Here is a 16,614-nt window from a genome sequence, read left to right on the forward strand (position 1 = left end):
GACGGTACTCATCGGCCGAGTCACACCCCGTACACGTCAGGAGCAGTTGCATGCGCGACCTCGCTCCCGCTCCCTCGCCCGCCTCGCCCCTGACCGGCGGCCTCGCGGACAGCCTCTTCGAGAGGGCGGCCGAGAGCCCCACCCTGCCGATGCTCGCCCACCGTACCGGGCCGGGCTCGGCGACCTGGGAGGAGATCACCGCCGTCGAGTTCCGTGACGAGGTGGTCGCCCTGGCCAAGGGCCTGGTCGCCTCCGGCATCGCGCCGGGCCACCGGGTGGCCGTGATGGCGCGCACCCGCTACGAGTGGACCCTGCTGGGCCACGCCCTGTGGACGGTCGGCGCCGAGATCGTGCCCATCTACCCGACCTCCTCGCGCGAGCAGGTGGAGTGGATCCTCCGGGACGCCGGCTGTGTGGCCGTGCTGGTGGAGGACGAGCAGGGCGTGATGACCGTCGGGTCGGTGTGCGCGGCGCTGCCGCGGCTGCGGCACGTGTGGCAGCTGGACGCGGGGGCGCTGGACCAGCTGGTGGCGCGCGGCGAGTTCCTCCCGCTGGCCACGGTCGACTCGATGCGCCGCATCGTCCTGCCGGACTCCACGGCCGTCGTGGCCTACACCTCCGGCACGTCCGGTCACGCCATGGGCTGTGCGCTGAGCCATCGCGGCCTGGCCTTCATGTGCGACACCCTGCTGGAGGGCTGGGGCCATATCGCGGCGCCGGCCGGTGAGCAGGCCGCCGTCCTCGCGTTCCTGCCGTTCTCGCACGTCTACGGCCTGATGATCCAGATTCTCTGTGTCCGCGGGGGCCTGCTGATGGGCCACGAGCCCGACATAGGCGGGGAGGCCCTGTCGTCGGCCCTGCGCACCTTCCGGCCCACCTATCTGTACGCCGTGCCGTCGCTGCTGGAGAAGATCTACAAGAACTTCCTGCACGCGGCACAGCAGTCGGGGCGCGGTGCCCTGTTCGAGCGGGCCGCGGGCACGGCACGGGACTTCGCCGCCGCGGTGGAACGCCAGCGGCTGGGCCGCGGCCCGGGGCCGGGCTTCGATCTGCGGTTGCAGCACGCCCTGTACGAGCGCACGGTCTACCGCAGGCTGCGGGGCGTGCTGGGCGGCCGGGTGCTGCGGGCCACCTCCGGGGGCTCGACGCTCAACCGCGAGCTCAGCCTGTTCTACGAGGGCATCGGCATCTACGTCCACGACGGCTACGGACTCACCGAGACCAGCGGCGCGGCGACGATGCAGCCGTTCGGCCGGGAGAAGTCCGGCACGGTGGGGCAGGCGCTGCCGGGCACCGAGATCCGGCTGGCCGACGACGGGGAGATCCTGGTGCGCGGGCCGGCGGTGTTCCAGGGGTACGTGGGCGACGAGGACGCCACCCGGGCCGCGCTGCGCGGCGGCTGGCTGGCCACGGGGGATCTCGGGCGGCTGGACTCCGAGGGCTACCTCACGATCACCGGCCGCAAGAAGGACATCATCATCACCAGCAGCGGCAAGAGCGTCGCGCCGGCCGCCCTGGAGCAGCGGCTGCGCATGCACCCGCTCGTCCACCAGGCCGTCGTCGTGGGCGACAACCGGCCGTGCGTGGGCGCCCTGATCACGCTGGACCCGGAGTTCCTGAGCGACTGGCGGGCCGCGCTGTCGCTGCCGGGCGACGCGCCGGCCCGGGAGGCGCGGGAGGAGAACGCGCTGCGGGAGGAGATCGCGCGGGCGGTCGCGGCGGCCAACAGCAGTGTGTCGCGGTCGGAGTCGATCCGGGTGTTCCGGGTGCTGCCCGAGCCGTTCGACGTGGCCAACGGGCTGCTGACACCGTCGATGAAGCTGCGCCGTGACGAGATCGTGCGGCGCCACGCCCTGGAGATCGACGCGATGTACCAGTCGCGCACCCGTCCGGGCCGGACGTCGGCCGCGCAGGAGTCGTCCGTCTGGGACGACGCGGACAACGTCTTCCGCGGCAGGCCGTAGGCGCGGGCATGCCCGTGCCCGGTGGGTGACGTGTTTGTCACCGACCGGGCACGGGCATGCGGGCGCGTAGGCTCCGCCCGCACGGGAACCCACAGTTCGAGGGGATGCAGAGAAACGATCTACTGCCCCGCGACGACGGGGCCTGGAAGGCGAGATGGCACGCGAGCCGCGTAGGGACAGGACACTGGCTGCCGAGGACATCACGAGCCGCATCGCCAGCTTCCCGGGGGAGCTGCACGATGTGACCGACGCACGTCTGGTCGCGGAGGAGTTCCTCTTCGACCTGGCCCGTGTGTCGGCGCCGTCGGCTCCCGAGCACTGGGACGACATACTCCTCGTGGTCACGGAACTGGCCGCCAACGCGGTGCAGTACGCGCCGGGGCCGTTCCAGCTGCGGCTGCGCAGGACGTTCGACGGAGTGCATGTGGTGATGCACGACACCAGCCCCACCGAGCCGGCCCCGCGCCCCTTCCATCCGAATCGCGGCGCCGGCGGGATCGGCTGGCATCTGATCCACACGCTGTGCGATCAGGTCAGCGTCGTCGGCGACGACCACGGCAAGGACATCCATGTCTTCCTTCCCTGGTGAGACCTGGGACGACGCGTCCCGCAGCGGGACCAGTACGCCGACCGTCCTGCCGCCTCCGGGGCGCCGGCGGATTTCGATGTCCCGCGCCGGCCTGACCACCAGGGGCCGGCCGTAGCCGCTGCCGAGGTGCGCGGCGGGCGGCGCCCCGGTCCCGCCCGCGGCCTCGGGCACGACGTCGCTGTGGTCGTGGACGGCGATGCGCACGCCCTCCCGCGTCGTCCGGGCCTGAACGCCGGCCAGTCCGGCGCCGTGCCGGATGGCGTTGGCCCGCGCACCGTGGCCTCGGCGTGCGCCCGTGCCCCGGCGGCACTGTCCACCTCGCCGCCGCCGGCCGGACGCGTCCGCGGTACGGTGCTCACCCCGTGGGGCTCTCGCGCGGCGGCAGCCGGTGGTAGTAGTCACCGACCGCGGTGAGATAGCCGGGGTCCATGGTCTCGCTGTCGGTCCGGAACCGGGGCGCCGCCTTCACCTCGGCCCTGGTGCAGGACACCGTGAGTCTGCGCTCCCCGGCGTCGACCGCCGCGACGACGCCGACCGGGACCAGGAGGCTGCGGCCGAACACCCACACCCCGGTGTCGACGACGAGGTGCCGCATGCCGTGGTGGTCGGCCTGCCGGTCCACGTGGCCGATGGTGCCGTCGCTCGCGGCGACGGTGTAGCCCGTGAGGTCCTCCCCCTGGATGTGGCCCAGGTCCGGCGCGTATGACCAGATGCTGTCGATGGGCACTGCTCGTTGCCTCCCCGGTGACGACGGTTCCCCGGAGCGGGCACGGTCGCGTCCTGGTCCGCCCGGCTCCACAGCAGCAAATACCCGGCGGACGCGGGTGCATTCGGCGGCGCGGGACCGAAACCGCGCGCTGGCGCTCCATCGCTCGCGCGCCCCGGGAAAATTCTGCCGAGTACCCTTCGACAACCAGGCCATGCGCCGTTCGGTGCCACTTTTCCGGTCCGGTTCCCCGGGTGGATCAGCGCTTTGTTCCGCGCCCGCGACCTGGGTTAGCCTTCGGCGTATTTTCTCATCGCGCAAATCCGTGAACTGCGGAAACGCACACTGACTCTGCCGGAACGAGGGTGCGCATGACCAGCAAGAGCACCGAGGGGACCGACGCGGCGCCGGGGGACCAGGAGCTGAGGCGGCTGCTCGCGGGGCTGACGGCCGTACGGGACGGGGACTTCGGCACCCGGCTGCCGGACGACGCGGACGGCCTCATGGGGGACATCGCCAAGGTCTTCAACGGGATGGTGGACCAGCTGTCGGTGTTCACCTCCGAGGTGACGCGCGTGGCCCGGGAGGTCGGCACCGAGGGGGCGCTGGGCGGCCAGGCGCAGGTGCCGGGGGTCTCGGGGACCTGGGCGGACCTGACGGACTCGGTGAACGCCATGGCGGGCAACCTCACCGCGCAGGTGCGCAATGTCGCCCAGGTGACGACGGCGGTGGCCAAGGGCGATCTGTCACAGAAGATCACCGTGGACGCCCGCGGCGAGATCCTGGAGCTGAAGAACACCATCAACACGATGGTCGACCAGCTCTCCGCCTTCGCCGACGAGGTCACCCGCGTCGCCCGCGAGGTCGGCACCGAGGGCCGCCTCGGCGGACAGGCCGATGTGCAGGGTGTCAAGGGCACCTGGCGCGACCTCACCCACTCGGTGAACTTCATGGCGGGCAATCTCACCGGCCAGGTGCGCAACATCGCGCTGGTGGCGACGGCGGTCGCCAAGGGCGACCTCTCACAGAAGATCACCGTGGACGCCCGCGGCGAGATCCTGGAGCTGAAGAACACCATCAACACGATGGTCGACCAGCTCTCCGCCTTCGCCGACGAGGTCACCCGCGTCGCCCGCGAGGTCGGCACCGAGGGCCGCCTCGGCGGACAGGCGCAGGTCCAAGGGGTTTCCGGCACCTGGAAGGACCTCACCGACAACGTCAACGTGATGGCGTCCAACCTGACCGGCCAGGTCCGCTCCATCGCCCAGGTCGCCTCCGCGGTGGGCCGGGGCGATCTGTCGCAGCGGATCAGGGTGGAGGCGGCCGGGGAGGTCGCCGCACTGGCCGAGGTGATCAACACCATGGTCGACACGCTGTCGGCCTTCGCCGACGAGGTGACCCGTGTCGCCCGCGAGGTCGGCACCGAGGGCCGCCTCGGCGGACAGGCGCACGTGCCGCATGTCGCGGGCACCTGGAAGGACCTCACCGACAACGTCAACTCCATGGCCAACAACCTCACCGGCCAGGTGCGCAACATCGCGCTGGTGACGACCGCCGTGGCCCGGGGCGACCTGTCCAAGAAGATCGACGTCGACGCGCGCGGCGAGATCCTGGAGCTGAAGACGACGATCAACACGATGGTCGACCAGCTCTCCGCCTTCGCCGACGAGGTCACCCGCGTCGCCCGCGAGGTCGGCACCGAGGGCCGCCTCGGCGGACAGGCGGAGGTCGAGGGCGTCTCCGGCACGTGGAAGCGGCTGACGGAGAACGTCAACGAGCTGGCCGGCAACCTCACCCGGCAGGTCCGCGCGATCGCCGAGGTCACCAGCGCGGTCGCCGAGGGCGACCTGACCCGCTCCGTGAACGTGGAGGCCTCCGGTGAGGTCGCCGAGCTCAAGGACAACATCAACTCGATGGTGGAGTCCCTGCGCGAGACCACCCGGGCCAACCAGGAACAGGACTGGCTCAAGACCAACCTCGCCCGGGTCTCCGGCCTGATGCAGGGCCACCGCGACCTGCCGGTGGTCGCCGAGCTGATCATGGACGAGCTGGTGCCGCTGGTGTCGGCCCAGTACGGCGCCTTCTATCTCGCGGAGGACGGCGACCGCGGCCCCGAGCTGCGGCTCGTCGGCTCCTACGGCTACCCCGACGACGAGGACCGGCTCACCCGGATCCCGTTCGGCCGCACCCTGGTCGGCCAGGCCGCCCGCAGCCGCCGCACCATCACGGTGGACGAGCTGCCGCCGGACTACGTGACCATCTCCTCCGGGCTCGGCCGGGTGGTGCCGACCGCGCTGGTGCTGCTGCCCATCGTGGTCGAGGGACAGGTGCTCGGCGTCATCGAGCTCGCGTCGGTGACCCCGTTCACCCAGATCCACCGGGACTTCCTGGCCCAGCTGATGGAGACCATCGGCGTCAACGTCAACACCATCGTGGCCAACGCCCGTACCGACGAGCTGCTGGTGGAGTCGCAGCGGCTCACCGCCGAACTCCAGGAACGGTCGGCGGAGTTGCAGACCCAGCAGGAGGAACTCCAGCACTCCAACGCCGAACTGGAGGACAAGGCCGCGCTGCTGGCGGCGCAGAACCGGGACATCGAGGCGAAGAACCTCCAGATCGAGCAGGCCCGGCAGGAGCTGGAGGCACGGGCCCAGCAGCTGTCGCTGGCCTCGAAGTACAAGTCCGAGTTCCTGGCGAACATGAGCCACGAACTGCGTACGCCGCTGAACAGCCTGCTGATCCTGGCCCAGTTGCTGGCCCAGAACCCCTCACGGAACCTCAGCCCGAAGCAGGTCGAGTACGCGCAGATCATCCACTCGGCCGGCTCGGACCTGCTCCAGCTGATCAACGACATCCTCGATCTGTCGAAGGTCGAGGCGGGGAAGATGGACGTCAGCCCCGAGCGGGTGGAGCTGCGCCGGCTCATCGAGTACGTCGAGGCCACGTTCCGGCCCATGACGATGCAGAAGAGCCTGGACTTCACCGTGACCACGGCGCCGGGCGCGCCGGCCGACCTGCTCACCGACGACTCCCGGCTGCGGCAGGTCCTGCGCAACCTGCTCTCCAACGCGGTCAAGTTCACCGAGCGGGGCGGCGTGGAGCTCCGGATCGAACCCGCGCCGGACGAGGAGGTGCCCAGCGGTGTGCTGCGCGGCGGGCCCGTGGTGGCCTTCCGGGTGCGGGACACCGGTGTGGGCATTCCGGAGCAGCACCTGGAGGCGATCTTCGGCGCCTTCCAGCAGGCGGACGGCACCACGAGCCGCAAGTACGGGGGCACGGGGCTGGGCCTGTCCATCACCCGGGAGATCGCCCACCTGCTGGGCGGCGCGGTGACGGTGGACAGCGTCGCGGGCCAGGGCAGCACGTTCACCCTGTTCCTGCCGGTTGCCCGGCCGGACTTCGAGGAGCTGCTGCGCCCGCTCGCGGTTCCCGACGGGGAGCGGGGCGAGGCCCTGCCGGAGGCGCCGGCCCGGCAGCCGGCGGCGATCGAGCCGGGGCCGTCGTCCGGCCGGCGTCCGCGGCGGCTGCTCGTCGTGGAGGAGCGGCCCCGGGGGCTGCTGACCCTGGTCGCGGAGAGCGTGGTCCAGGACGTCACACACGGCGACGGCACCTCCCGGCCGTCGGTCGACATCATCACCGCCGTCGGTGCCCAGGAGGCGGCCGGCGCGCTGGCCGCCGACCCCTGCCACTGCGTGGTGCTGGAGCTCGGCATGGCCGAGGAGGAGGTCACCCGGTTCCTGGAGGCGCTGCGGGGCGACTCCGCCCTGGCGAGCGTGCCGGTGCTGGTGCACAGCGGCCACCGGGCCGGGGCCGCGGTCGAGGAGGACCTGCGGTCCCGTGCCGAGGGCACGGCGCTGGAGTTCCTGTCCAGCCTCGACGAGCTGCGCGAGCGCATCGCCCTGCACCTGTCCGCGGAGGAGCCCGGCGACGTGCTGTCGCTGGTGCGGCCGGACGAGGTGCAGCGGCCGGCGCCGCAGACCGTCGTGGACGGCTCGTTCTCGGGCCGCACCGTCCTCGTGGTGGACGACGACGCCCGCAACCTCTTCGCGCTCAGCGGGATCCTGGAGCTGCACGGCTTCCGGGTGCTGCACGCGGAGAACGGCCGCAAGGGCATCGAGAGACTGGTGAACAACCCGGACGTGGCGCTCGTCCTGATGGACGTGATGATGCCCGAGCTCGACGGCTACGCCGCCACGGCCGAGATCCGCGCGATGCCGCGGTACGCCGAGCTGCCGATCATCGCCGTCACCGCGAAGGCGATGCCCGGGGACCGGGAGAAGAGCCTCGCCTCGGGGGCCAGCGACTACGTCACCAAGCCGGTCGACACTCAGGACCTGATCGCCTGTGTCCGCCGCTGGCTGCCGGCATGAGCGCGGACGAGCGGCCGGGCGGGTCCCGGCCCGAGCACGCGGCCGGTCCCGGCGGGGTGTCCGCCGACTCGCCCGTGGGCAGGCTCGCGGCCACCGTGGAGCGGCTCAGCCGGGAGGTACGCGCGGCACAGGCCGAGGCCGAGGGACGCGCCCTGATCGAACTGGCCAAGGGCATCCTGGTCGAACGCCTGGGGTGCGGTCCCTCGCAGGCCGCACGCCAGCTCACCGAGCTCACCGAGCAGGCGGGGACGACCCCGCTGGAGTTCGCCGTCGAGGTCATCAACCAGGCCGCCCGGGACCGGGTCTCCGAGGTGACGGACGCCTTCCTGGCCGCCACCCGGGCCGCCGAGAAGGCGCGGCCGGAGCCCGCCGCCGTACGGCTGCGCGCGGCCGAGAGCGGGGCGCTGGCGGCGGACGACACCCAGGCCGTGGCCGAGTCCCTCCTCGAGCAGGCGCTGCGTCCGCTGGGCGCGGTGGCCGTGGCGATCTGGGCGGCCGGCGCGGACGGGTCGCTCACCCTGGCGGGCAGCGCCGGGTTCTCCCCGGCCGAGGCGGCGCGCTGGCACTACGTACCGCCGGACGTGGCGACGGTCGCCCGGTGCGCCCTCGCGGAGCGCGACGGCCTGTGGATCGGGTCGTCGGCCGAGCGCGGCCTGCCCAGCATCGGCCGGCACCATCACCCGGACGGCGGCCGGGCGGCCCTGCCCGCCGGTACCGGGGGACGCGTGTACGGCGTGCTGGAGATCGTCTGGCCGACGCCGCTGCCCGCGCAGCCGCCGCAGATAGTCCGCCAGGTGGAGGCCCTCGCCGAGCTGTGCGCCCACACGCTGGAGACCTGTACGGCGCGGGGCGGCCCGGCCCGGCCGCGGCAGGTGGCCGCGGACGCCGCGGAGCTGATGGACCTGGCCGACGGGCTGTACGACCCTGCCCTCGTCCTGGTGCCGTACCTGGACCCGCACGGGAACCTGCTGGACTTCCGCATCCAGCACGTCAACGGCCGCTTCCTGGACCCGGCGGGCCGGCCGCGTGCCGTGGTCAGCGGCGCGCTGCTGCTGGAGGCGTATCCGATGGCCGCGGGGGACAGCGACCTGTTCCAGCGGATCGAGCGGGTGTACGCCACGGGTGAGCCGTTCCGGGCCCGGCGCATGAACCTGACCGCGCTCGTCGACCAGGTGCCGCTGGCGGCGGTCGCGGACATCAGCGTCAGCAGGCACGGCTCGGGAATCCTGTTCATCTGGCGCATCGAGGACGAGACGGCCCGTCTGGCGAGCCTGCTCCAGCACGCCCAGCGGCTCGGCCGGATCGGCGGTTTCGAGGAGAACCTGCTGACCGGCGAGATCACCTGGAACGGACAGTTGTTCGATCTGTACGGCCGCCCGCGGTCCAGTCCTCCGATCCCGCTGGAGGAGCTGCCCGCGCACGCCCACCCGGACGACGCGGTCACCATCGGCCGTTTCCTGCGCACGCTGCTGCACCACCGCCGGCCCGCCTCTGCGGCCTTCCGGCTCCAGCGGCCCGACGGGGTGACCCGGCACATCCGGGTCGTCGCCGAGCCGGTGCTCGACACCGACGGCCGGCTGCTCACCACCCGCGGCGCCTACCAGGACATCTCGGCCCAGCACTGGACCGAGGTGGCGCTGGCGGCCACCCGCGACCAGCTGGCGCACACCGAGCAGCACGCCAGCGAACGCGACCGGCTCGCGCTGCAACTCCAGCGCGCCATCATGCCGCCCACCCAGGCGCCGCTCCAGGTGCCGGGCCTCGACGTCGCCGTCCGCTACCGGCCCGCCGAGGCCGAGCAGCTGGTGGGCGGCGACTGGTACGACGCCGTGGTGCTGCCGTCCCGGCTGGTGCTGCTGTGCGTGGGCGACGTCGCCGGACACGGCATCGAGGCGGCGACCAGCATGGTCGTCCTGCGCAACGCCCTGCGCGGGCTCGCCGTCACCGGAGCCGGCCCCGGGCAGCTGCTGTCGTGGCTGAACATCGTGGCCCACCATCTGACGGGCGGTGTCACCGCCACCGCGGTCTGCGGCCTGTACGACCCCGCCTCGCGCACGCTGCGCTGGGCGCGGGCGGGCCATCTCCCGCCGGTGCTGGTGCGGGGCACCGACGCCGCGCCGCTGCCGCGGCTCCGCGGAATGCTGCTCGGCGCCGTTCCCGAGGCGGAGTACGAGGAGTCGGAGGTGCGGCTGGCCGCCGAGGACAATCTGCTGATGTACACGGACGGTCTGATCGAGCGCCGGGACCGCACGGTGGAGGAGTCCCTGGCCGGACTGCTCAGCACCGCGGCCGGCGTCCCGGGCACGCTCGACCAGCGTCTGGACCGGCTGCTCACGTACAGCAGGTCGGACACGGACGACGACACGTGCATCGTGGGCATCAGGGTCGGATGAGACCCGGACCGGTCCGGGTGGGCGGGCCCAGGCATGACGGGGCGATTCGGGGGTACGTGCGGCTGCGCGACGAAGAGCTTGATCACCTTGTTGGAGGTACTCGTGCCCATAGCCCAGGACCCGTTGTCCGTCGAGGTGACCCTGCCGCGTGAGGACGTGGCGCTGCTCACGGTGGAGGGATACTTGGACGTCGACACGGCGACCGAGTTCCAGCACCACCTGGCCAACCAGCTCCATCACGGCCGCCGGCACTTCCTGCTCGACCTGTCGGCGGTCCCCTTCATGGACTCGTCCGGCATGAACATCATCCTCCGGGTCTATCAGGAGGCCCGTGAGCTGCCGGGGAGCGTGCACATCATCTCCCCCGCCCCCGCGGTGCGCCGCATCCTCGACCTGACCGGCGTGAGCATCACCGTCCCGGTCTCGGAGAGCGTGGACGAGGCGCTGGAACGCGTGGACCGGACGCCCGAGAACCCGGACGAACCGCAGTCCTGAGTACTGTCGGCGCGACGAACACAAGGAGAAGAACAGGTGCCGGAGCACGAGGCGGACCGGACACTCGGAACACCGACGCACGAGATCAGTACCTTCCTGCGGCGGCGGCGCGAGCAGATCGCCCAGCGGTGGGCGGACGAGCCCCTGTTCCGTACGGTGTTCACGGTCTCGCGGGACGAGGCGGTGGAGGCGGGGAAGGCGGTCGTCGACGCGCTGGCCCTGGTCGCCGACTCGCAGCGGGTCGAGGACCCGGACGCCGCGGGCTTCACGGCGGTGCGTGAGCAGCTGGCGCGGATGGGGGCGGCCCGCTCCCGCGCCGGGCTGTCGGCCACCCAGGTGGCGAGCGAACTGGCGGCGCTGCGGCCCCCGGTGGAGAACCTCCTGGTCGCCGATCTGGAGCAGGCCTCCCCGGCGGAACTGCGTGAGTGCTCGACCACGCTGAACGTGCTCATGGGGACGCTGCGTCTGGTGGCCATGCAGACGGCGCTGAGCGAGGGGCAGGCCCTCATCGACCGGCAGCGGCTCCAGCTGCTGGAGGTGGCGACGCCCGTGATCAAGCTGTGGGACGGCATCGTGGCGGTCCCCCTGATCGGGACGCTGGACAGCGCCCGCAGCCAGGTGGTGATGGAGACCCTGCTGAACGCGGTCGTGGACCAGCAGGCCCGGTTCGCGATCCTCGACATCACCGGTGTGCCGACGGTCGACTCGCTGGTGGCGCAGCACCTGATGAAGACGGTCGCCGCGGCCCGGCTGATGGGCGCGGAGTGCGTGGTGTCCGGTATCCGTCCGGCGATCGCGCAGACCATCGTGCACCTGGGTCTGGACCTCGGCACGGTGAAGACCCGGGCGACCCTCGCCGACGCCCTGGGATACTGCCTGCACGAGCTGGGGGCGAACATCGTGAACGCGACGCCCGACAGTGCGGTCCGGCGGTGAGCGAGGGGTACTCCCGCCCGGTCGCGGGACATGTGCCGGTCCTCAGGCTCGGTGACCTGCTGCTGGTCACCCTTCAGGGAGACCTGTACGACAGCACGGCGCACCAGTTGCAGCAGGACCTGTCCGAGACGATCGCGCGCAGCCGGGTCACGGGGGTGGTCATCGACATCTCCGGAGTGGAGATCGTCGACTCCTTCCTCGGGCGTGTGCTGGCCGAGATCGCGGCGCAGACCGAGTTGCTGGCCGCGCGCACCGTGGTGGCCGGCATGCGCCCCGCGGTGGCCATCACCCTGGTGGAGCTGGGGCTGACGCTGCCCGGGATGCGGACCGCGCTCACCACCGAGGCGGCGATGGAACTGCTCGCGCAGCCCGTCGTGTCGCGGCGTTCCGGCGGCAGGCCCGAGGAGAGTCCGTGATGGACACCGCCGCGGGCGTGGAGGCCCGCCTGCCCATCCGGTCGGACATGGACCTGGTGTGGGTGCGCCAGCATGTGCGGCAGGCCGCCGAGCGGCTCGGCTTCGGTCTGGTGGACCAGACGAAACTGGTGACCGCCGCCAGTGAGCTGGCGCGCAACACCCTGGTGCACGGCGGGGGCGGCCTGATGGAGGCGTCGCACGTCACCGCGGGCGGGGCAGCCGGACTGCGGCTGACGTTCAGCGACTCGGGTCCGGGCATCCCCGACCTGGACCGCGCGCTCAGCGACGGCTACACCTCGGGCGACGGCCTGGGGATGGGGCTGGGCGGTGCCCGGCGTCTGGTGCACGACTTCTCCGTCGAGAGCACCCCGGAATCGGGGACCACGGTCCGGGTGACCTCCTGGGTGAGCCGGCCGCCGCGTCCGCGTGAGGACGTCTGATGCCCCGCGTGTGGAACGTGCCGGTGCAGGACTCGACCCGGGTGCGTGACGTCCGGGTCGCGGCGGAGGAGGCCGCCGCGGCGGCCGGGCTGGACGAGCAGCGCGCCGCCACCGCGGCGCTGGTGGCGACCGAGCTCGCCACCAACCTCCTCAAGCACGCGCGGGCGGGTGAGGTGATCGTCGACGTGGTGGACCCGCCCGTGCTGCGCGAGGGCCGGCCGGGACGGACCGTGCAGATCACCGCGCTCGACCACGGGCCGGGCATCGCCGATGTGGCCGGTGCGCTGCGGGACGGGTTCACCACGACCCGCTCGCTGGGTGCGGGCCTCGGCACCTGCCGGCGTCTCGCCGACGACTTCGGCCTGCACAGCGTGCCCGGCCGGGGCACCGTGGCGGTGGCCCGGGTCGGTCCCGCCACCGCCGCCGTCCCCGAGGACGGTCCCCTCGGGGTGCCCGGTGTGCGGGCCGGCGGGGTCAACGTCCCGTTCGCCCGCGCGGACTTCTCGGGGGACGCCTGGACCTGGGTGAGGTGCGGTGACCGGCTGACCCTGATGCTGGCCGACGGCTTGGGCCACGGGATCGAGGCGGCACGGGCCTCGTCCGCGGCAGCCGAGGAGCTGCGCCACTGGGCCCGGCTGCCGCCCGCCGAGTGCCTGCCGAAGCTGCACACGGCGCTGGCCGGCACCCGGGGCGCGGCCGTCGCGGTGGCCCAGCTCGACACCTGGGCGGGCCGGCTGCGCTTCGCGGGCATCGGCAATGTGACGGCCCGGCTGCGGGAGGGCGGCCGCTGGCGGTCCCTGCTGTCCCGGCCCGGCATCGTCGGTGTGCACCGGCCGCTCACCGTGCGCGAGGAGGACGTCCCCTGGAACGAGGAGAGCCTGCTGATCCTGCACACCGACGGACTGCCCGGCCGGTGGACGCCGTCCCCGGACACCGGAGTGCCCCCGGCCGACCCGGCCGTGACGGCCGCCGTGGCCGTCCGGGACGCCGGCAGCTCCGCCCGACCGGTGCGGGACGACACCGCCGTGGCCGTGCTGGCCCCCGCCCCGCCGGACCGCCCATGACGCACACCTGGCAGATCCACACCGTCACGGACGCGGCACGCGCCCGTATCGCCGTGACCCGGCTGGCCGCGGCGCACGGGGTGCCCGCCGTCGAACGCGCCCGGCTGGCCGCGGCGCTCAGCGGCCAGCTGCGGCAGTGCCTCACCAAGGGCGGCACCTGGGTGCTCACCCTGGACGTGCCCGGCCCGCCCACGGAGACGGGAACGCTGCACGCCTCCGTGACGCCCGCGCCCGGCACGGGCGCCGCCGGCCGCACCCCGTGGACGGTGACCGTCCCCTGTGCCGAAACCGCCCGGGTGACCGACGCGGGCCCGCCGGCCGGGGAACCGGACGATCTGTCCGAGGCGCTGCTGGGCGCCGACGAGGACACGGCCGCGGTGCTGGACAAGCTCGTCGAGCAGGAGGAACTGGTCGCCTTCCACCGGGAGGAGCTGCACCGGACCAACCAGGGCGTCCTGGCCCTGCACGCCGAGCTGGACGCGGCGGGCCGCGCTCAGCGGGAGGCGTTCGCCGCCGAGCGCCGGGCGCGCAACGAGGCGGAGCACGCGCGCCGCAGACTGACGTTCCTGGCGGACGCGAGCGCCGTGCTCAACGCCTCGCTGAACCACGACGAGATCGTGCGCCGGCTGCCCGAACTGCTGATGCCCCGGTACGCGCACCATGTCGACATCTGGCTGTTCGACCACGAGGACGACCGGTACCCGCCCACGTCGCACCCGCGCGCGGCCGTCCGCGCGGCCCGCACCGGGCGGCCGCAGTACGCCGCCGACCACCCCGGCGGACTGCCCGGCGTGGACGACCAGCCGCCGTCGGCCCTGGACCCCACCGTGCCGCTGCTCTGCATCCCGCTGCTGACCCGCCGGTCGTCGCTGGGTGTGCTGACCCTGGCACCGCCCGGTGGGCGCTGGGACCCGGACGACGCCGTGATGCTGATCGAGCTGGCCCGGCGGGCCGGGATCGCGATGGACAACGCCCGCCGGTTCGAGCACAACCGGGACATCGCCGAGACACTGCAACGCGCCCTGCTCACCGACCTGCCGGCCACCCCGGGCCTGAGCCTGGCCGCCCGCTATCTGCCGGCCACGCACGGGCTGAACATCGGCGGCGACTGGTACGACGCCTTCCGGCAGCCGGACGGCAGTCTGATCACCGTCATCGGCGACGTGACCGGGCACGGGCTGCACGCGGCGGTGATGATGAGCCAGCTGCGCACCGCGCTGCGCGCCTACGCCGTGGACGGCGGCAGCCCCGGCCGGCTGCTGACCCGGCTGCACGACTTCCTGCACCACCTCCAGCCCGATCTGTTCGCCACCGCCGTCATCGCGCGGTTCCAGCCGGACGAGCACACGCTGACGTGGGCCGCCGCGGGCCATCCGCCGCCGGTGCTGCGGCTGCCGGACGGGCGGGTGCGCACCCTGGACGCCAAACCGGGCGCCATGCTCGGCATCCCCATGAAGCAGGAGATCGCCGACCACACCGAGCGGCTGACGCCCGGTTCGACGCTCGCGCTCTACACGGACGGGCTGGTCGAGCGGCGCGCCCGGGGCATCGACCCGGGCATCGAACGGCTGGCGTCGGCCCTGGGCTCCTTCGGCTCGGCGGAGCTGGACACGGATCTGGAGGACACCGCGGACCGCATGCTCCGTCCGCTGCTGAGCGACTCCGAACGCGACGACGACGTCTGTCTGCTGCTGTGCCACGTGCACGGCCGGTGACCGCTTCCCGGTGCGTTCCGGCGGCGGTACGGGCATCGTGGTGCTGAACACGGGCACGCGTCAGACGTGATGCCCGGGGCAGACGCCCGGAGCCGCAGGAAGGGATGGACACCGTGACACGACCCAGGATCCTGGTGGTGGGCGCAGGTTTCGCCGGTGTGGAGTGCGTGCGCCGGCTGGAGCGCAGGCTCGCCCCGAACGAGGCCGAACTCACGTTGGTGACGCCGTTCTCCTACCAGCTGTATCTGCCGCTTCTCCCCCAGGTCGCCTCCGGGGTGCTCACTCCGCAGTCGGTGGCGCTGTCCCTGCGCCGCAGCGAGAAGTACCGCACGCGGATCATCCCGGGCGGGGCCATAGGCGTGGACCTGCGGGCCAAGGTCTGTGTCATCCGCACCATCAACGGCGAGACCGTCGACGAGCCCTACGACTACATCGTGCTGGCCCCCGGCAGCGTCACCCGCACCTTCGACATCCCGGGGCTGACCGACCACGCCTTCGGCCTGAAGTCGCTCGCCGAGGCCGCCTACCTCCGCGACCACGTCATCTCCCAGCTCGACCTCGCCGACGCCAGCCACGATCCGGCGGAACGGGCCTCGCGGCTCCAGTTCGTGGTGGTCGGCGGCGGCTACGCGGGCACCGAGACCGCGGCCTGCCTCCAGCGGCTCACGCACGCGGCCGTGAAGCGCTATCCGCGCCTGGACCCGGGCCTGATCAAGTGGCACCTCATCGACATCGCGCCCAAGCTGATGCCCGAGCTGGGAGAGAAGCTCGGGCGCAGCGCGCAGGAGATCCTGACCCGGCGCGGCATCGAGATCTCCCTGGGCGTCTCCATCGGCAAGGCGGGCGCCGAGGAGGTCACCTTCACCGACGGCCGGGTGGTGCCCACCCGCACCCTGATCTGGACCGCCGGAGTCGTCGCCAGTCCGCTCATCGCCACGCTCGGCGCGGAGACGGTCCGGGGGCGGCTCGCGGTCAACGCGGACATGTGTCTGCCGGGCCACGACGGGGTGTTCGCGCTCGGCGACTCGGCGGCGGTGCCGGACGTGGCCAAGGGGGACGGCGCGGTGTGCCCGCCGACCGCGCAGCACGCCCTGCGGCAGGGCCGGCACGTGGCGGAGAACGTCATCGCGACGCTGCGGGGCCGGCCGACGCGGCCGTACGTCCACAAGGACCTCGGTCTGGTGGTGGACCTCGGCGGCAAGGACGCGGTGTCCAGGCCGCTCGGCTTCGAACTGCACGGCCTGCCCGCCCAGGCGGTGGCCCGCGGCTACCACTGGTCGGCGCTGCGCACCAATGTCGCCAAGACCCGGGTGATGACCAACTGGCTGCTGAACGCGGTCGCCGGCGACGACTTCGTCCGTACCGGGTTCCAGGCGCACAAGCCGGGCAACCTGCGGGACTTCGAGTACCTGGACGCCTATCTGACGCCGGAGCAGGTACGGGCGCACGTCGCGGAGGCGGGCCGGGCGGCGCGGTGATCCACGGAACCGGCGGCGGCTCGCGCGGCCGGCGTTTTCGCGACAGGC

Annotated in this window: 12 protein-coding genes; 11 read left to right on the forward strand and 1 reads right to left on the reverse strand. The window is 72.8% G+C overall.

Annotated features, from left to right (window positions below):
- Positions 1 to 50: 50 nt before the first annotated feature.
- Positions 51 to 1,964, forward strand: a complete 1,914-nt coding sequence (locus ACZ470_RS27685) for an AMP-dependent synthetase/ligase (RefSeq protein WP_468431503.1) — start codon at positions 51 to 53, stop codon at positions 1,962 to 1,964.
- A 154-nt stretch (positions 1,965 to 2,118) separates the two neighbouring features.
- Positions 2,119 to 2,553, forward strand: coding sequence for an ATP-binding protein (locus tag ACZ470_RS27690; protein ID WP_468431504.1), 435 nt, complete (start codon positions 2,119 to 2,121; stop codon positions 2,551 to 2,553).
- A gap of 355 nt (positions 2,554 to 2,908) precedes the next feature.
- On the opposite strand, the gene ACZ470_RS27695 is transcribed toward ACZ470_RS27690, so the two are convergent.
- On the reverse strand, positions 2,909 to 3,280 hold the full coding sequence (locus ACZ470_RS27695) for a PRC-barrel domain containing protein (protein ID WP_468431506.1): 372 nt from the start codon (positions 3,278 to 3,280) through the stop codon (positions 2,909 to 2,911).
- Positions 3,281 to 3,630: 350 nt separating this feature from the next.
- On the opposite strand from ACZ470_RS27695, the gene ACZ470_RS27700 reads away from it, so the two are divergent.
- The 9 genes from ACZ470_RS27700 to ACZ470_RS27740 all read left to right on the forward strand — a co-directional run bounded on the left by ACZ470_RS27700 (position 3,631) and on the right by ACZ470_RS27740 (position 16,566).
- On the forward strand, positions 3,631 to 7,629 hold the full coding sequence (locus tag ACZ470_RS27700) for a HAMP domain-containing protein (protein WP_468431507.1): 3,999 nt from the start codon (positions 3,631 to 3,633) through the stop codon (positions 7,627 to 7,629).
- The gene (locus tag ACZ470_RS27705) at positions 7,626 to 10,022 is read left to right on the forward strand and encodes a SpoIIE family protein phosphatase (protein WP_468431509.1); all 2,397 of its coding nucleotides are present in this window, start codon (positions 7,626 to 7,628) and stop codon (positions 10,020 to 10,022) included. The genes ACZ470_RS27700 and ACZ470_RS27705 overlap by 4 nt, the downstream gene beginning before the upstream one ends.
- A 102-nt stretch (positions 10,023 to 10,124) precedes the next feature.
- Positions 10,125 to 10,517, forward strand: coding sequence for an STAS domain-containing protein (locus ACZ470_RS27710; RefSeq protein WP_468431510.1), 393 nt, complete (start codon positions 10,125 to 10,127; stop codon positions 10,515 to 10,517).
- A 36-nt stretch (positions 10,518 to 10,553) separates the two neighbouring features.
- The gene (locus ACZ470_RS27715) at positions 10,554 to 11,453 is read left to right on the forward strand and encodes an STAS domain-containing protein (RefSeq protein ID WP_468431512.1); all 900 of its coding nucleotides are present in this window, start codon (positions 10,554 to 10,556) and stop codon (positions 11,451 to 11,453) included.
- A complete protein-coding gene (locus ACZ470_RS27720; protein ID WP_468431514.1) occupies positions 11,450 to 11,869 on the forward strand; it encodes an STAS domain-containing protein in 420 nt (139 codons plus the stop codon). The genes ACZ470_RS27715 and ACZ470_RS27720 overlap by 4 nt, the downstream gene beginning before the upstream one ends.
- Complete coding sequence (locus ACZ470_RS27725) at positions 11,869 to 12,309, forward strand: anti-sigma regulatory factor (RefSeq protein WP_468431516.1); 441 nt, start codon at positions 11,869 to 11,871, stop codon at positions 12,307 to 12,309. Before ACZ470_RS27720 ends, ACZ470_RS27725 begins: the two co-directional genes overlap by 1 nt.
- Positions 12,309 to 13,373 carry an anti-sigma regulatory factor gene (locus tag ACZ470_RS27730; protein WP_468431518.1) on the forward strand — a complete coding sequence of 355 codons (1,065 nt, stop codon included), beginning with the start codon at positions 12,309 to 12,311 and terminating at the stop codon, positions 13,371 to 13,373. The genes ACZ470_RS27725 and ACZ470_RS27730 overlap by 1 nt, the downstream gene beginning before the upstream one ends.
- Positions 13,370 to 15,088 carry a PP2C family protein-serine/threonine phosphatase gene (locus ACZ470_RS27735; RefSeq protein WP_468431520.1) on the forward strand — a complete coding sequence of 573 codons (1,719 nt, stop codon included), beginning with the start codon at positions 13,370 to 13,372 and terminating at the stop codon, positions 15,086 to 15,088. The genes ACZ470_RS27730 and ACZ470_RS27735 overlap by 4 nt, the downstream gene beginning before the upstream one ends.
- Positions 15,089 to 15,192: 104 nt before the next feature.
- A complete protein-coding gene (locus ACZ470_RS27740; RefSeq protein ID WP_468431522.1) occupies positions 15,193 to 16,566 on the forward strand; it encodes an NAD(P)/FAD-dependent oxidoreductase in 1,374 nt (457 codons plus the stop codon).
- Positions 16,567 to 16,614 lie beyond the last annotated feature (48 nt).

The organism is Streptomyces sp. NPDC031111 (assembly GCF_055570675.1).